The 15,953-nt window shown below is 63.8% G+C and carries 15 protein-coding genes (1 of these 15 running past the window's edge); 5 read left to right on the plus strand and 10 right to left on the minus strand.

Annotation, left to right across the window (positions count from 1 at the left end; genetic code table 11):
- Positions 1 to 3: 3 nt before the first annotated feature.
- The 4 genes from BH93_RS09620 to BH93_RS09635 form a co-directional block, all read right to left on the minus strand.
- Positions 4 to 825, minus strand: a complete 822-nt coding sequence (locus BH93_RS09620) for a TY-Chap domain-containing protein (RefSeq protein ID WP_052064810.1) — start codon at positions 823 to 825, stop codon at positions 4 to 6.
- An 80-nt stretch (positions 826 to 905) separates the two neighbouring features.
- Positions 906 to 2,111: a sulfite reductase subunit alpha gene (locus tag BH93_RS09625; RefSeq protein ID WP_052064811.1), complete on the minus strand. Its 1,206-nt coding sequence runs from the start codon at positions 2,109 to 2,111 to the stop codon at positions 906 to 908.
- 37 nt (positions 2,112 to 2,148) lie between these two features.
- Positions 2,149 to 3,609 (minus strand): DUF2079 domain-containing protein, encoded by a 1,461-nt coding sequence (locus BH93_RS09630; protein WP_052064812.1) that lies wholly within the window; start codon positions 3,607 to 3,609, stop codon positions 2,149 to 2,151.
- Positions 3,610 to 3,659: 50 nt separating this feature from the next.
- Entirely contained in the window at positions 3,660 to 4,640 is a 981-nt protein-coding gene (locus tag BH93_RS09635; RefSeq protein ID WP_032379672.1) for a GTP pyrophosphokinase, read from the minus strand.
- A 91-nt stretch (positions 4,641 to 4,731) separates the two neighbouring features.
- Here BH93_RS09635 and BH93_RS09640 point away from each other — a divergent pair, with 91 nt between their 5' ends.
- On the plus strand, positions 4,732 to 5,706 hold the full coding sequence (locus BH93_RS09640; protein WP_037148318.1) for a sigma-70 family RNA polymerase sigma factor: 975 nt from the start codon (positions 4,732 to 4,734) through the stop codon (positions 5,704 to 5,706).
- 11 nt (positions 5,707 to 5,717) lie between these two features.
- Here BH93_RS09640 and BH93_RS09645 read toward each other — a convergent pair whose 3' ends face one another.
- Together BH93_RS09645 and BH93_RS09650 are read right to left on the minus strand one after the other, a co-directional pair.
- A complete protein-coding gene (locus tag BH93_RS09645) occupies positions 5,718 to 6,125 on the minus strand; it encodes a VOC family protein (RefSeq protein WP_032379670.1) in 408 nt (135 codons plus the stop codon).
- A 176-nt stretch (positions 6,126 to 6,301) separates the two neighbouring features.
- Entirely contained in the window at positions 6,302 to 6,571 is a 270-nt protein-coding gene (locus BH93_RS09650) for a hypothetical protein (protein WP_032379669.1), read from the minus strand.
- A 269-nt stretch (positions 6,572 to 6,840) separates the two neighbouring features.
- Between BH93_RS09650 and BH93_RS09655 the strand changes: the two genes are divergently transcribed.
- Together BH93_RS09655 and BH93_RS09660 are read left to right on the plus strand one after the other, a co-directional pair.
- Positions 6,841 to 8,022, plus strand: a complete 1,182-nt coding sequence (locus BH93_RS09655) for an NAD(P)/FAD-dependent oxidoreductase (protein ID WP_037171446.1) — start codon at positions 6,841 to 6,843, stop codon at positions 8,020 to 8,022.
- A 61-nt stretch (positions 8,023 to 8,083) separates the two neighbouring features.
- Complete coding sequence (locus tag BH93_RS09660; protein ID WP_037171343.1) at positions 8,084 to 9,193, plus strand: hypothetical protein; 1,110 nt, start codon at positions 8,084 to 8,086, stop codon at positions 9,191 to 9,193.
- Positions 9,194 to 9,257: 64 nt separating this feature from the next.
- Here the strand turns inward: BH93_RS09660 and BH93_RS09665 are convergent, their stop codons facing one another.
- The 4 genes from BH93_RS09665 to BH93_RS09680 are packed head-to-tail and all read right to left on the minus strand — an operon-like array spanning position 9,258 to position 14,240.
- Positions 9,258 to 10,697, minus strand: coding sequence for a GntP family permease (locus tag BH93_RS09665; RefSeq protein WP_032379666.1), 1,440 nt, complete (start codon positions 10,695 to 10,697; stop codon positions 9,258 to 9,260).
- Positions 10,694 to 11,332 carry a bifunctional 4-hydroxy-2-oxoglutarate aldolase/2-dehydro-3-deoxy-phosphogluconate aldolase gene (locus BH93_RS09670; RefSeq protein WP_037171345.1) on the minus strand — a complete coding sequence of 213 codons (639 nt, stop codon included), beginning with the start codon at positions 11,330 to 11,332 and terminating at the stop codon, positions 10,694 to 10,696. The genes BH93_RS09665 and BH93_RS09670 overlap by 4 nt, the downstream gene beginning before the upstream one ends.
- On the minus strand, positions 11,329 to 12,942 hold the full coding sequence (locus BH93_RS09675) for an N-acyl-D-amino-acid deacylase family protein (protein ID WP_037171347.1): 1,614 nt from the start codon (positions 12,940 to 12,942) through the stop codon (positions 11,329 to 11,331). The genes BH93_RS09670 and BH93_RS09675 overlap by 4 nt, the downstream gene beginning before the upstream one ends.
- Before the next feature lie 14 nt (positions 12,943 to 12,956).
- Entirely contained in the window at positions 12,957 to 14,240 is a 1,284-nt protein-coding gene (locus tag BH93_RS09680; protein ID WP_080738895.1) for an alanine racemase, read from the minus strand.
- Positions 14,241 to 14,365: 125 nt separating this feature from the next.
- On the opposite strand from BH93_RS09680, the gene BH93_RS09685 reads away from it, so the two are divergent.
- Positions 14,366 to 15,388 carry a sugar kinase gene (locus BH93_RS09685; protein ID WP_242459174.1) on the plus strand — a complete coding sequence of 341 codons (1,023 nt, stop codon included), beginning with the start codon at positions 14,366 to 14,368 and terminating at the stop codon, positions 15,386 to 15,388.
- Positions 15,385 to 15,953, plus strand: partial view of an IclR family transcriptional regulator gene (locus BH93_RS09690; protein ID WP_037171349.1) — the 5' portion only. It continues 229 nt past the right edge of the window; only the first 569 of its 798 coding nucleotides appear in the window; it begins with the start codon at positions 15,385 to 15,387; its stop codon lies beyond the right edge, outside the window. Before BH93_RS09685 ends, BH93_RS09690 begins: the two co-directional genes overlap by 4 nt.

Here is a 15,953-nt window from a genome sequence, read left to right on the forward strand (position 1 = left end):
CGGTCAGCGGCACGCGTGCCGGGCCTCGTTCATCGCGGCGTCGATGCTTCGTGCGACCGAAAGCCAGGTGCGAGCCAGGCTGGACCACACAGCCACCGAGTCGTCTCGACCCGCGCCGGCCGCCCCCCGGGCCTGCGTGGCAGCCGAGCGATGGAGGGCCACGGCACGAGCCTTCAGATCGTCGAGGTCACTGTCGACGCAGACGGATCGAACGGCGTGTGGGTCGACTCGACGACCTGTCAACTGACACAGCGCCTGCAGCGAGCCCAGCTCGGCAGGAATCTCGGAGGGCGTCTCGGAAGAGTCGGCCGACGTGGCGGTCTCGGCCGCAGAGGCGACGAGCCCCCGCTGCAGGTCCCTCGGCCCAGATGACACGCCATCGGCTGCGACGCCCCACACACTGAGGAACGAGGGGTGCGGAACGTTCCAGATCTCGCGGAACGCAAGCGTGATCATCTCGGCAACGAGCGCGGCATCGGCTCGTGAGTCGGTTCGCGTGAGATCAATGACCGATCCGTCGGCGATCGGCTTGCCGCGGTTCAGCCATCCGAACTCGACCAACTGCACGTCCATGGCCGACGTCTCCGGGGCGTCCGGGTAGAGCAGCGAAGGAATCGCCGCAACGGTGACCAGGACTCCGGTGTCCGTCGCCGCCACATCGATGTACGGCCGCAAACCACGTTCGCCGGGGCTGGCCTGAGCGGCCGTGACCGTGACGTAGTCACGTCTGGGCAGGGACCGAAGGCATGCGTGCAGATTCTCGGTGAACGTGGCCCACGCGAGCGCGGTAGTGGAGTCGAAATGGCCGTTCTGCAGTGCGTTCACGGTGCAAACCCTCTTCTCGGACGAGAACTGATGCCGGTGGGTTCAGACGGTAGCGAGGGGGTCCGACAAGAACGCGGGTGTCAGTAGACGTCCCGCAGGTAGCGCTTGGTCTGCTTGAGTTCGTTGACGTAGTCCTCGGCGGCGTCGGGGGAGCGGCCGCCGTGCTCGGCGACGATCTCGTGCAGTGCTTCGTCGACGCCCTTCGACATACGGGCCGCGTCGCCGCACACGTAGAGATGCGCACCTGCCTCCAGCCAGCTGTACAGCTGCTTGCCTGCTTCGATCATCCGGTGCTGCACGTAGATCTTCTCGTGCTGATCGCGGGAGAACGCCACATCCAGTCGATTCAGCAGACCGTCGCGCTCGAACCCGACGAGCTCGTCCTCGTAGAGGAAATCACTCGACCGATGCTGATCCCCGAAGAACAGCCAGTTGTCTCCCGCGGCACCTCGCGCGCGCCGCTCGTGCAGAAATGCTCGAAACGGTGCCACTCCGGTTCCGGGCCCGATCATGATGATCGGGGTGTCGTCGTCGGGCAGGCGGAACGACTTGTTGGCCGACAGGAACACACCTGCCTCGTTCCCGTCGCCGACTCGATCGGCGAGGTACGTCGAACAGACGCCGCCGCGGTCGCGCTCGGCCGACCGGTATCGGACGGTGGACACCGTCAGATGCACGGTGCCTTCGTGGGCGATCGGTGACGACGAGATCGAGTAGACACGATGCTGCAGTGGACGCAGCAAGCCGAGGAATTCGGCGGGATCGAAGGCAGGCGACCGGTCGAGATCGAGAACGTCCACGACGTCACGTCCCCACGTCCAGGCGTCGAACGATGCTCGGTCGCCGTTCTGCAGGACGTGATCGAGTTCTGCGTCGCCGGCGTGTTCGGCCACGGCCTCGATCAGGTCCATGGACGGGATACCGATTTCGTATTCCGTCGTCAGCGCCTGTGCGAGCGTGATCTCACCGGACTTGGTGTGCACGGCGGTGTCGGCGGGCACTCCGAGCCGGTCGACGACGGCCGCGACGAGTGCTGCGTCGTTGACGGGTTTGACGGCGAAACCATCCCCGGCCTGGTAGGCGATACCGCTGTCGCCCAGCGCGATCGCGAAGTGCCGAACTTCCTTGGCCGACGCGGGACCGGACAGGCGTCGATTACTCAGAATCTGTGCGCGATAGGGATTCTTCCGATTCCACGGTGATCGCTTGGGCGCGGCCTTGGTGGTGCCGAGATCGCCGGTTGCAGCGTCGATGTCCTGTACCTGCCTTGCAATTGCCGTCGTCACGGTCTGTGACGGGTGGAGGGTCGAACCTTCTGAAACCCTAGTGGGGACCGCTCGAACTGCGGTGCAGGACCTCGATTCCGTCGGCCGAGTAGGCGACCTCGTACCCGTCGGACAGCGCCCGATCGATTGCCTGACGGTCACCGGCCTCGTCGGTCGGCCAGCCGGCAGGCCTCGCCCGATTGACGACGATCCAGTCCGGGACGGTCGAATCTGTGGCGCGTTGGGGAAAGACCGAGACGTCGTGATCGGCGACGAGTTGGGCCACGAGGTTGTTCGACGCTGCAACCTGGTCATCGGCGGGAATCCACTCCGAAATCTCCCGGGCGGTCGCGGCCTGCGGATCGATCGTCCATTCCTGTGCGTGCACCATGCGCGCCATCGGTAGGAACGGCAACGCCACGACTGCGAAGACGGCTACGAACGCGAGGATGAAGTGACGACCGCGTTCGGTGAGCTGACCGTGTCGGTGACTGCGTGCGAACGCGTCGAGCAGAGCGATGAACACGATCACCATCAGGATTGCGTTGTAGTGGTAGATCGGCTTCCAGAAGTTGGTGTTGTCGCTGAGAAAGCGCCATGCGACCGTCGGGACGGCGATCAGCAGGAGCGGCGAGCGCAGGGCGAAGAATCCGGTGACCGCGAGCAGCAGAAAGGCTGTGGCCGCCCGAGAATCGCCGGCAACCAGGCCGTGTGCGGTGTCCGCGATGCCTTCACCCAGCGGGGGCAGCTTCGAGCCCTGGTCGTACGAGTTGTCGGAGCTGAGCATCGGGATGATCACCTTGACGGCGAGAATCACCCAGGTCAGGCCCCATACGGCTGTCAGTATCCCGAGGATTCGGGTTCGTCCGCCGGCCCACAGCGCCACCAGTGCGCCGATCACGACGACCGTCAGACCCATGTCCTCTTTGACGAAGACCAGCGGCAGAGCCCAGGCCAGAGCGGGCAGCCAACGCTGACGAACGAGGGCGACCATCGACATCGCCAGCAGCGGCATCGCGAACGCCACTTCGTGGAAGTCGAAATTCAGCGCCGCCTGAACGCCCCAGGACAGTCCGAACGCCGCCGCGATCACGGCACCGGTGGCCGCCCCGAACTTCTGTGTCGCCAGCCTGCTGATGGGGATCACGGCCAACGCGAACAACACGGCTTGGGCGATCAGCAACGTCTCGGCGTGTGGGAACACCCGATAGACGGGTCCCAGCAGCGCGGTGATGGGCGAGAAGTGATCACCGAGCGTGTTGTAGCCGGTACCCAGAAGATCGGAGGTCGGTGCACGAAACTGCGAGTACGACGCGACCTGTTGGACGAATATCCCCAGGTCGAATCCGGACGTGCGGAGTTGCCGATGGCCGAGCACGGACATCGTCGCGTACAGCGGTGCCAGGACGACGTACGCGAGAGCCGGCACGATCGTCTCTGCAGTGCGGATCCTCGTACGCCAGTCGAGGGGTGCGGTGTCGATGTCGGTGACAACCGTGGATTTCTCGATAGTGGTCACGAGGACCGATGTCTACAGCACGGACGTGAGATGTTCCTGAGAACCGCAGGTCAGCGCTTACGCTTCTTCGCTGGTTTGCGACGCGGCGGCTGTGAGGTGAGGTGGTAGTAGAGAGCGTCCTCGGAATCCTCGACGACCACATCGATGTAGTCGCCCACCTCCAGATAATCGTCGACGGCAATTCTGTCGGTCGAGCCGATGACGGCTTTCACCGAACGGGCGGGTACCAGCCCTCGGCGTCCGTCCGGACCGACTGCGAGGGCGTACCGGGGACCGGTGCGGGTGACCCGGGCACGAATGAAATCCGGATCCTTCGGGATGGGGTCGGCCGCGAGGACGTTGCCGTCCTTCGATGCGGCGGTCAGTGAATCGAGCTGTGCCGCGAGATCGTCGGCCATTGCATCCACCTGGTCGAGCAGGTGGGCCATGTGCGCGGCGTAGTCGGTGTGCTTCTTGGTGGGCTTGAGAGCCTCGCCCGGCTTGTACATGTCTTCGTGAGTCAGCTCGCCCCACGCGTCCTGCAGGCGTGTCTTGACCTGTACTTCTACTTTCACATCGAGGTCGCCCTGATGCGTGGCAACTCGAACGACCAGCACAGCGTGGTAGGCGCGGTAGCCACTGGGCTTGGGAAAGGCGACGTAATCGGTGGGTGGTTGCGCAAACCGCACCGAGCATTCCGGGTCGTTGCACGCACGCTCGAGCGCTGCGACGAACGTCAGTTGATCGCGCGGGGTCTTGCACAACACCTTGACGCCGACCAGATCGGGAAGGGCTTCGGCAACGGCGTCCGCGTCGGTCGGTTCCGTGATCCGGCCCTCGGAGAGATAGCGGCGCAATTTGTCGGCGGATCGTCCCGGGTCCTTGATGCGCGCCGTCTGTGCGTTCAGTCGATCTCGATCGACGTCTTCGAGTATCTCGTCGGCGATGGTTTCGAGGAAGTTCTGCGCGGTGACGAGAGCGGCTTCCCACGCCCGGCGGCGCTGCAGGTACAGCTCCTCGACCAAGTCGTCGATGCTTGTTGCCGATGTCACGATGCCGAGGTTAACCCAGATATGTGGGCAAACCTTTACGTGGCGCGCATTCGAGCTGTGAGGCGTCTGCCTCCGGTCTAGGCTGTGCCGCATGACCGTGGCTTCCGTGCAGCAGGACGACTTCCTCGCGCAGTTCGATCCGTTCCGTCGAGAGCTGCTCGCGCACTGCTACCGCATGACCGGATCGATTCACGACGCCGAGGATCTGTTGCAGGAAACGTACATTCGCGCGTGGCGTGGGTACGAGAAATACGAGGGGCGCTCGTCGCTGCGCACCTGGCTGTATCGAATCGCCACCAATACCTGTCTCACTGCTCTCGACGGTCGGTCGAAGCGTCCGCTCCCGACCGGCTTGGGGGCACCGAGTTCCGGCCCTACCGACGAACTAGTACAGAACAACGAGGTTCCATGGCTCGAACCGATCGCCGATTCGGATCTGGCCGACTCGAGTGATCCCGCCTCCATCGTGGTGGCGCGTGAATCGGTGCGCCTCGCCTTGGTGGCGTCCCTGCAACATCTGTCTCCCCGGCAGCGGGCGGTCTTGTTGATGCGCGAGGTGTTGCAGTGGAAGGCGTCGGAAGTCGCCGAGGTTCTCGCCACGACGACGACCGCGGTCAACAGCTTGCTGCAGCGAGCCAGGGAGCGCCTCGACGAGATTGCGCCCGAACTCGACGATGTCGAGCCCATCGGATCCGACGAGCTGCAGGAACTGCTGACGCAGTATGTGGAGTGTTTCGAGAACTACGACATCGACCGCTTGGTGACTCTGTTCACCTCGGATGCGGTGTGGGAGATGCCGCCGTTCGTCGGGTGGTACCAGGGTGCCGAGACGATCGGATCACTCATCCGAAACAATTGCCCGGCCAACGGCGCGGGCGACATGCGGATGAGGCCTACCCGTGCCAACGGCCAACCCGCGTACGGGCTGTACATGCTGGGTGAGGACGGTGTGCACCGGCCGTTCCAGCTGCACGTTCTCGATGTCGACGCCAGAGGGGTCGGGCACGTGGCCTGCTTCTTCGATCTGACTCTGTTCGATCGATTCGGCCTGCCCGACCGCCTCTGAACGACTGCCGCTCAGCTCTGGGGAACCGCCGACGGGTCCATCCACATCACTTCCCAGACGTGGTTGTCGAGATCACGGAACGCTCGGCCGTACATGAATCCGTGATCCTGGGGCTCCATCCACTTGGACCCGCCCGCAGCGATCGCTGCGTCGGTGAGCGAATCCACTTCGTCTCGGCTGTCGGCGGAGATGCACATCAGGACCTCGCGAGCCGAGCTCGTGTCGCAGATCGAATCGGAGATGAAGTCCTCGAAACGCGATGTGGCCAGAAACATCACCGTCGCTTGGTCGCTGACGATCATGGAGGCGGTGTTCTCGTCGCTGAAGACGTCGTTGAAAGCGAACCCGAGTCCCTCGAAGAATGAACGGGTGGCGACGACGTCGCGAACGGGCATGTTGGCGAACAGCATACGGGACATGGGTACACCTTCTCTGCGGGAACAGCTGCGTGCGACCGTCGAACAACGGTCTTGCTTCTACTGACAGCAGTCGGTGCCAAAAGTCACCGGCGCACACCTGCAGACACGACGCGACCCCGCCGAGCGATGCTCGACGGGGTCGCGGACAGCGAAGCTGAAAGGGGGAGTGTGAAGAACTACCGCGTCATCTGTGCAAGACGGGACAGCATCCGTGAGAACACGTGGCCGTCGTTGCCGAGATCGAGGTAAGCATCGGCAACGGAATCCGACGTTGTGGTGTCGGAAGTCGCCGCAGCGAGGGTGCGCGCCATGCGCGTGCGACGCTCGATGGCGTCGAGGATGGTGGCGTCGAGCGTTGACACTTCGTCGAAGAGCTGGTCGACGTCGGTTGTCGCAATGTCGGCGGTGTCGGTGCCAATTGCCAGCGAATCGATCTGAACAGTCACATCGTCTCCTTTTGTTCGCGTCCTGAGGTGTGAGTCGTTCTGCCGAACGGAACCGTTACAGCCCGACTCGAGTTAAAACGATGTTTCGTCGCCCAGTCCAAGATGCCCACTCGACCGGCCTGGGCCAACCTCTCGAGGGTGTGATGCTCGATACAGTCCAGTCGGTTCCCCCGACCTGCAGGTCTTCCTACGGGTCCGTCAGCGGGATTGTGACTGCGCCGATTCGGGTAACCCGGTCGTCGAATCACGTCGACATCGAGGAGCGAACGATGCAGTACGACTACCTGATCATCGGCGGCGGAATGGTTGCCGACAGTGCGGCTCGCGGGATCCGCGAGCGCGACACCACCGGGTCCATCGGCATTCTCGGGGCCGATTCCGACGAGCCGTACACCCGGCCCGCGCTGTCGAAGAAGCTGTGGACCGACTCGGACTTCGGTCGGGATCAGGTTCCGCTCGACACTGCCTCCGACACCGACGCGCAGGTGCACACCGGAACGCGGGTGGCCTCGATCGACCGGTCGAATTCCTCGGTGACGACGGACCAGGGAGAACGCTACGAATACGGGACTCTGCTCGTGGCAACGGGAGCCGAACCGACGCGAATCGAGCTCGCGCCCAGTCCGCGGGTGGTGTACTTCCGCACCTTCGCCGACTACCGGGCGCTGCGTGAATTGACGAAGACCGCCGATCACATCGCCGTGGTCGGTGGCGGATACATCGGCACCGAGATCGCTTCTGCCCTTTCTCTCCAGGGCGTGAAGGTCACTCTCGTGACATCCGACGCCGTAGTCGGCGCGCACATGTTCCCGCCGAGCCTGGCTGCCGTTTTCGACAAGGGATTCGCCGATCACGGAGTCACCGTGCGCCGAGGAACGAAAGTGACCTCCGGTGCCGAGGCGTCGGCCCGCGTCCAACTGCAACTCGACGACGGTTCCGCACTCGAAGCGGACGGCGTCGTGTTCGGTCTCGGTGTGCGGCCCAGCACCGAACTGGCCGACGCTGCCGGACTGTCGGTGGACGACGGCATCGTGGTCGACGAATTCTTGAGGACCGAGGACGACCACGTCTACGCGGCCGGTGATGTGGCGAACTATCCCGACGCCATTCTCGGCCGTCGACGCGTCGAGCACGTGGACAACGCCACGGAGATGGGCAAGGCCGCCGGACGCAACATGGCCGGCGCGGCCGAGCCGTACTCCTACACCCCGTACTTCTACTCCGATGTCTACGACGACGGGTACCAGGCCATCGGCACGCTGTCCACGTCGTTGAGCACCGTCGAGGATTGGAAGTCGGTCGGCAAGGAGGGCGTTGTGTACTACCTCGACGACGAGGCCGTCGTTCGCGGTGTGCTGATGTGGAACGTCTGGGAAGGTCTCGATGTGGCGCGCACGCTTCTCGCCGAGAAGAAGCCGCAGACCGAGCAATCGCTCCGCGGGCTGATCTGAATTTCTGGAACACTCGAAAGCGAGCGGACCAGCGACGGTTGGGCGTGACCTAGGAGAGACGATGTCCGAGTTCGATGGCAGTGGGTCGGCCGAGCAGCGCGCCCGATTCGACGACGAAGTTCACAGCCGATGTGCCGACTGCCGGTTGCCCGGACATTCCGAGCCGCTGTCCGACGCGGCCGCCATCGCTGTCGCGGCCGGGCAGGTGGACGAACCTACGCGTGTAGTACTTATCAATCGATGGCACGCGGGACGCGCTCTGCCGTCGATCGGGGGGTTCGGCACGTTGCGATATCTGGTCGATGAGCGCGATCGATGGCTCGCCAAGGACACGACGAGCAAGCCAGGGACGGCGCTGGTGTACCGAGTGCGGGTTGCCGAACTGACCAAGCGCATCAACCATCAGCGCACCACGGTGGTGATGTCTAATCGGCACTACGCCACCGGGGTGCGTGCGGCACGGAAGGAGCGTCGAGAAGGTCTGCATCTCGATCTCGATCAACGGGATTCGGTCTTCGACGCACTGATGAGGACGCCTGCACCACGCCGGTTCGGTCCGGTTGCGGAGCGCGGCCTGTCGTTGGTGGACGCGGCCACGGATCGCGTGAGCATGCTTGCGCGCCGAACTCCTGTGGGTGACCGGGTCGAGTGGGCTACCGGTGTGGTCGACCAGTTCGTCGATCGCAAGGACGATCGCTTCGTCGATCGGTACGACACCCTGTTGTTTCTTGCAGGCACGTCGTTCGATCGGGTTCGTCGTTCGCCCGCATGGCAGTCGACCTACTTCGAGATCCAGCGCAATCAACTCGACCTCTTCGTCGAGCTCACCGAGATCTCGGTCGACGCCTCCTCCCTGCGCACGGTAGCGACCGAGTTGAACCGGATCGGTGAGACGATGGTCGACGAGGAGACCGCCGCTCAGGTCGAATCACGGCGTGGCGCACTGGAAGTGGTGTGGACGCAGTTGACCGGTCGGGTAGCCGCGTTGGTCCGCCTGGCAAATCTGGTCGAGTCGTCCGAAAGCGAGGCTCGAACGTCCGACGCGATGACCCGTGCCCATAGTCTGGACGATCGGATCGACGATCTGGTGGGCCGATCGGGTAGCCGGGAAATGTCTGCCGAGAACACACATTTCGTCGGTGATCAGGTGCGGACGCAGTGGCGCGATTGAGTGCCGCCGGAGGCTCAGTGGCGCGATTGGGTGCCGCCCAGGGCACACAACCGCGCCAATGGCTCTAGGCGATGATCGCGAAGAGGATTCCCGCGACGGCGAAGCTGACCACGGACAGGATCGTCTCGAGGACCGTCCACGTCTGCAGTGTCTGCTTGACGGTGAGATTGAAGAATTTCGAGATGATCCAGAAACCGCCGTCGTTGACGTGGCTGGCGATGATCGAGCCCGCCGCGATGGACATGGCGATCAGCGCAACGGCCGGAGCGGAGTAATCCTGGGCTGCCACCAGTGGTCCGACGATGCCGCCGGTGGTCACGATGGCCACGGTTGCCGACCCCTGCGCGACCCTGAGCGCACAGCTGATGATGTACGCCAACACGATGATGGGAAGACCTGCGGCCGCCATGGTGTCGGCCAGGGCCGTGCCGATACCCGTGGCGGAGATGACCTTTCCGAAGAACGCGCCTGCGCCGACCACCAAGAGCAGCATGCCCACCGGACGGAGCGACTCTCCGGTCAGCTTGCTGAGTTCCTGGACCGTGGACCCGCGTCGAATGCCCAGCACGTAGAACGCGATCAGGACTGCGATGAGCAGCGCGACGGCCGGGGTGCCGAAGAACGTCAGTACTTCGAGTAGGTTGCCCGGATCGAGCAGGATGCTGCCGAACGTGGCACCGAGGATCAAGACCAGAGGAACGGCGATAATCGCACCGATGGTTCCCACCGACGGCGGCGTCGTGATCACCGGACGCTTCGTTGCTACCGTGCCGGCGCCACCGCCATCTGCGGTCGTGTCGTCTCCGTCGTTGATGAAGTCCTCGGGAACGTCGACGATTATTCGCTTGCCGATCCAATTACCCCACACCAGGCCCGCGGCGATGAAACCGGGAATGCCGCAGATGAACCCGAACAGGATGAGCCATCCCAAGTTCACTTCGAGCAAGCCGCCGAGGGCAACCGGCCCGGGATGCGGCGGTAGGAATGCGTGCGTCATGGACAGACCTGCCAGCATCGGCAGCGCGTAGAGGACCAGCGACTTTCCGCCCTGGCGTGCCGCCACGTAGACCAGCGGAGCCAGCACGAAAATGCCGATGTCGAAGAACACCGGAATGCCGAAGATCAAGCCCAACAGGCCCATTGCTATGGGTGCACCGCGTTCTCCGAACACCCCCAGGAGCTTTGCGGTCAATGCCTGTGCCCCACCCGACTTTTCGAGGATCGCGCCGAGCACGGTACCCAGTCCGATGATGACCGCGATGTGTCCGAGGATTCCACCGAAGCCGGTTTCGAGCAATGACTCGTTGCTCTTGATCGCGGTGCCGACTATCTCGTTGACGGGCAGACCAGCAGCGAGGGCCAGCCCGAGACCGACGATGAGGAGAGCGATGAACGGTTCGAGCTTGACCTTGATGATGACTACCAGTAGCACGGCAATTGCGATGCCGCACAGTACGAGTAGACCTGGTGTGGAGGTTCTGAGCCAGTCGACCACAGAATTCATGACGAGCCTTCCTTGATGTCTGCGCTGATAGCTGCCACGAACGCTTGGGCTCGAGCAGTGATGTCGTCCCACTGGGCATCGGCGACCGATGCCGGTGGAACCACATCGGTGCCTGCGGTCACGGCCACGGCACCGGCCGCGAGGAACTGGGCGGCATTGCCTGCGTTCACGCCGCCGGACGGAACGAGTTGGACGTCCGGAAATGGACCGAGCAGATCCTTGAAATACGCCGGCCCGACAGTCCGTGCTGGAAAGACTTTGACCATGTCCGCCCCGAGATCGAGGGCGGTCATCACCTCGGATGGAGTGAGAGCGCCCATCATCAGCGGGATCCCTGCGTCCGTGACTACCGCGGCGACCTCGGGTCGTAGCCCGGGCGTGACGACGAACCGCGCGCCGGCGTCGACCGCAGTCCGCGCTTGATCGGCGGTCAGTACGGTACCGGCCCCCACGACGGCGCCAGCATCGGACGCGGCTCGGATCAATTCGAGAACTCCCGGTGTGGTGAAGGTCAGCTCGAGTGCGCGAATTCCCCCGCGCGCGAGCGCATCTGCCAGCGCCGCGGGATCGGAGATGCGCGGGGCACGGACCACCGACAGTGCGCGGTCCTCGAGAATTGCCGACAATGCGTTCATGACGTCTGCTTTCGGGTCGCGTCCATGCGCAGGGCGTGGCCTGCCAGTGAGTGGGTGGAGCTTCGATCGTCGATGGCGAAAGCGCCGTTCACCATGACGTGGCTGATTCCCTCGGCTTGTTGTTTCGGGTTCTCGAAGGTGGCGGTATCTCGCACGGTCGCCGGGTCGAACAGGACGAGATCGGCTGCATGGCCTTCGGCAATCGTGCCGCGTCCGCGCAGCCGTAGCCGAGCAGCCGGGCGTCCGGTCAAGTGATTGATGCAGTCCTCCAGCGAAAGAAGTTGCTCGTCGCGTACGTAGTGTCCGAGGTAGCGAGGGAAGGTGCCCCAGGCCCGAGGGTGCGGTTTCTCGCCCACCAGAATCGCGTCGCTGCCACCCATGTGGTGCGGATGCGCCATGATCTCGCGCACGTTCTCCTCGTGCCCGACGTGCTGCAGAATGGTGGTGGCCAGCGCATCGCGGCGAAGGAAGTCGAAGAACACGTTCACCGGGGAGCGTCCTTCGTCGGACGCGATGTCGGACATCGTGCGGCCGACGTATCGATCGAGTTCGGGATTGGCCACACCACTGAGTTGGATGGTGTCCCACTCGACCGTGACTCCATGGCAACCGTCGGACCCGTTCACGTCGACATCCCGCTCGATGCGCCGTCGCATGTCCGGATCGTCGAGCCGTTCCAGGGCTCGGTCCGGGCCACCGGACATTGCCCAGCTCGGCAGTAGCGCAGACAGTGTGGTGGCTCCAGGCAGGTACGGGTATGTGTCGAGGGTGACGTCGCATCCGTCGGCGATTGCGGAGTCGACGCGATCGAGGAACTCACGTGCTCTTCCACGATTGACTCCGAAGTTCATCGTGGCGTGCGTCAGATGCAGCGCGCACCCCGTATCCCGGGAGAGATCGAGCATTTCCTGGTAAGCGTCGAGGGCTCCGGCACCGTACGACCGGGTATGTGGCGCATAGAACCCACCGAACTCGGCGACGACCTCGCACAGTGCGCGTAATTCGCTTGTGTCCGCATACATTCCGGGCGTGTAGGTCAAACCGCTCGACATCCCGACAGCGCCCTCCTGCAGGCCCTGCGCCAACAATTCCTGCATGTGGGCGATCTCGGACGGCGTCGCCGGTCGCTGGTCCGCACCCACCGCGAGGTAGCGCAAGGTGCCTTGAGGGACGAGATACGCAGCGTTCGGGGTGATGCCCTGGTCCAGTCGCGCGAGGTACTCCGAGACCGACCGCCACGAGAAGTCGAGGTCGACGGGATTGCCGTTCCATCCGGCGATCTGACGTCGCACCACGTCGAGTGTGGCGTCGTCGATCGGGGCGTAGGCGATGCCGTCCTGCCCGATGACCTCGGTTGTGACGCCCTGACTGATCTTCGGGAAATGATCGGGGTCGGTCAGCAGTCGAAGGTCGGAATGGGCGTGCATATCGATGAACCCGGGGGAGAGGACCTGACCGGGCGAGGCGTCGACGATTCTGTCGGCCCCGGGCACAGCTCCGGGCTCGACGATCGACGTGATGACACCGTCGCGCACGAGGACGTCGCGCCGCAATCGTGGCGATCCGGTGCCGTCGATGACGTCGGCACCTCGAAAGAGAGTACTGGGCATAGGATTTCGGCTCTCTAGAAGAATGTGTGAACGAAATCGACCACTCGTGGATCGTCGCTGTCCGCGTCGTCGATCACGGGAACGAGACGCCATTTGTCGAATGCGGTGCAGGGATGTGACAGACCCAGTCGAACCACCGACCCCACCGGCAGTGCCGCCGCGTCTTCTGCCGGTAGTCGTAGGAACGCATGTTGGTCGTTCAGAGCGGTCACCTCGGCTCCTGGGTCGAGCAGTTCGTTCCCTCTGATGTGTTGCGGTACGGGCATTCCCTCGTCGAAGGGGAAGTCCCTTTTACCGGCGTCGAGCAATGCGAGACCTGGCTCGGGGCGGGAGACGGCGCGCGCCCATCCGTGCATCGCCGACGTCAGTGGCGCGTCGGTGCGGGCGGGAGTGAGCGGAGAAATCTGCGAGTAGAAGCCGTCGTCGTGCACCACGTAGGCACCCGAGCGAAGCACCACGTCGGTGCGTACGCCATCTTCCGTGGTGAGCGAATGCAGTCGCTCGACAACGAGATCTTGATAGGCACTGCCGCCCGCGGTCACCACCGCGTGCTCGCCGTACAGCCCCTCGGCGTCGAGTGCGCGATGGAGATCTGCGACCTGGTCGAGATACGTTCGGACTGCCTCGAGGCCGTTCTCGGAGCGGTCGTGGCTCAGTACTCCCTCGTAACCGCCGACGCCGGCCAAGGTCAGGCGTGACGACGCCGCGATCGCACGGGCAACGGACGCTGCTTCCTCGATCGTGCGTGCGCCGGTTCGGCCGTGTGGGCCACCGAGTTCGACGATCACCGGAATGGGGCGCTGCCCCTGTGTCGCCAGAATGCGGTCCATCTCGTGCACCGTCGCGACACTGTCTGCCCAGCAGTAGAACTCGAACGTGGGATGTGCATCCAGTTCGGCGGCAACCCACGTCAACGCGACGGGGTCGATCTCGGCGTTGGCGAGGACGATGCGTCCGACCCCGAATGCGCGTGCCACCTGAACTTGCCACCCGGTCGCGAGGGTGATCGCCCAGCTTCCGGCATCGAGCTGCTGTTTCCACAGTTGAGGGGCCATCGACGTCTTGCCGTGGGGCGCGAGCAGCACTCCCGCGCGTGCCGTCCAGTCGGCCATGACCGAGACGTTCGACGCCATACGCGCACGATCGAGGGTGAGCACCGGGGTCGTGAATTCGGAAAGCCGGGGAGCCGTGGCGAGAAAACTTTCGACGGTAAGGCCCCACGACCGCGGGGGAAGCGATTTGTGCTCGGGCCCGAGGGTTCGTCGACTCAGTTCCTCGACGGCATCCGTGTCGATCACGTTCGGTCCTCCTGTTGAAAGATTTCGTTGCGTTGCGCATTGTGCAATGTTGGTTGCGCAATATGTTTATGCTTTGTAGTCTGCAACGACATGCAGCGTTCCCGCAAGACTTCGAGGAGATCGACGTGAAAACACCCCGAGTGGTGTGTGTAGGTGAAGGCCTCGTCGTTCTCGTTGCCGAAGCGGGTCCGCTGGAGAGCTCGGAAACGTTTCATCGCACGTCCGGCGGTGCCGAAGCGAACGTCGCCAGGGTGTTCGGGCAGTTGGGCGTCGACGCTGCGTGGGTCTCTCGGGTGGGCAACGACGGCTTCGGCCGGTACCTGGTCCGGCAATTGGCGGAAGCGGGCGTCGATACCTCGGGTGTGGCGATCGACGACGAGCGCCCCACCGGTATGTACATCAAAGAGCGCGGCTCGGGTTCCGGTGACCGATACGACCTCGCGTCCGGAGACAGCGCGATGACCTATTTTCGGGCCGGGTCGGCCGCGAGCGCGCTGTCGCCCAGCGACATCGGCGAGGAGGCTTCGGCGCTGGTGTCCCGAGCCGACCTGATTCATTTCACGGGAATCACAGTGGCCATCTCGGACAGTGCGGCCGAACTGACCAGAGCACTGATGGACCGATCCACCACCGTGAGCTTCGACTTGAACTATCGGCCGGCGCTGTGGAAGTCGCGATCGGGCACCGCCGCGGACGTACTCGGCGAGCATGTCCGCGGAAGCGATGTGGTCTCGATGGGATCCGACGAAGCTGCGCTGGTGTTCGGGACGTCGGATCCGGCCGAGTTGCGTCGGATGTTCCCGCAACCGCAGCACTTGGTGATCAAGAACGACGCGCACACAGTGACGGCGTTCGAGGGCGCAGCTCGAGTCGATGTACCGGCTTTGAAACTCGATGTCGTCGAAAAGATCGGTGCGGGAGATGCTTTCGCGGGTGGCTACTTGACGGCATTGCTGCTCGGAAGGAGTGCTGTCGAGCGTGTTCGGTTCGGTCACCTGTGTGCGGCGGGTGCGCTCACCGGGCACGGCGATATCGCGTCTGTACTGCCTCTCGACGTATTGATCCGACTGGCCGAACTCGACGATGCCGAATGGGCGACACTGGACTACGCGGCCACTGCCGCCCGTTGTTCGGAGGTGTCGCAGTGAGTCAAAGCCTCTCGCGGGCGCTGACGATCCTCGGCTTGCTCGGTGACGGATCGAAATCGCTGGACGAGCTGGCGACGGTTCTCGACGTGCACAAGACCACCGTGCTGCGGCTGCTTCGCACCATGGAGAGCGACCGATTCGTTCAGCACGATGCCGATCACCGGTATCAACTCGGATCGAGACTCTTCGAGTTGGCCAACCACGCACTGGAACAGCGCGACATACGGAGCGTCGCCCGGCCACACCTGGCGGAACTCAACACGATCACCGGTCAGACCATCCACTTGGCGACGTACGAAGCGGGTGAGGTGATCTACATCGACAAATTCGACGCCAAACAGAGCGTGCGGATGTATTCGCGGGTCGGCAAGCCTGCGCCGTTGCACTGCACAGCCGTCGGGAAGATCTTGATCGCTGCACGCCCACGGGCGGAGCGTGAGCAGATTGCGCAGCGCATCACCTACACGCCGTTCACCGAACGAACCATCGCAACGGCGGAGCAATATCTGCGTGAGCTGGACCTCGTCCTGTCGCAAGGATTTGCCGAGGACCGCGAGGAGCACGA

This window comes from Rhodococcoides fascians A25f (assembly GCF_000760935.2).
Classification (GTDB): domain Bacteria; phylum Actinomycetota; class Actinomycetes; order Mycobacteriales; family Mycobacteriaceae; genus Rhodococcoides.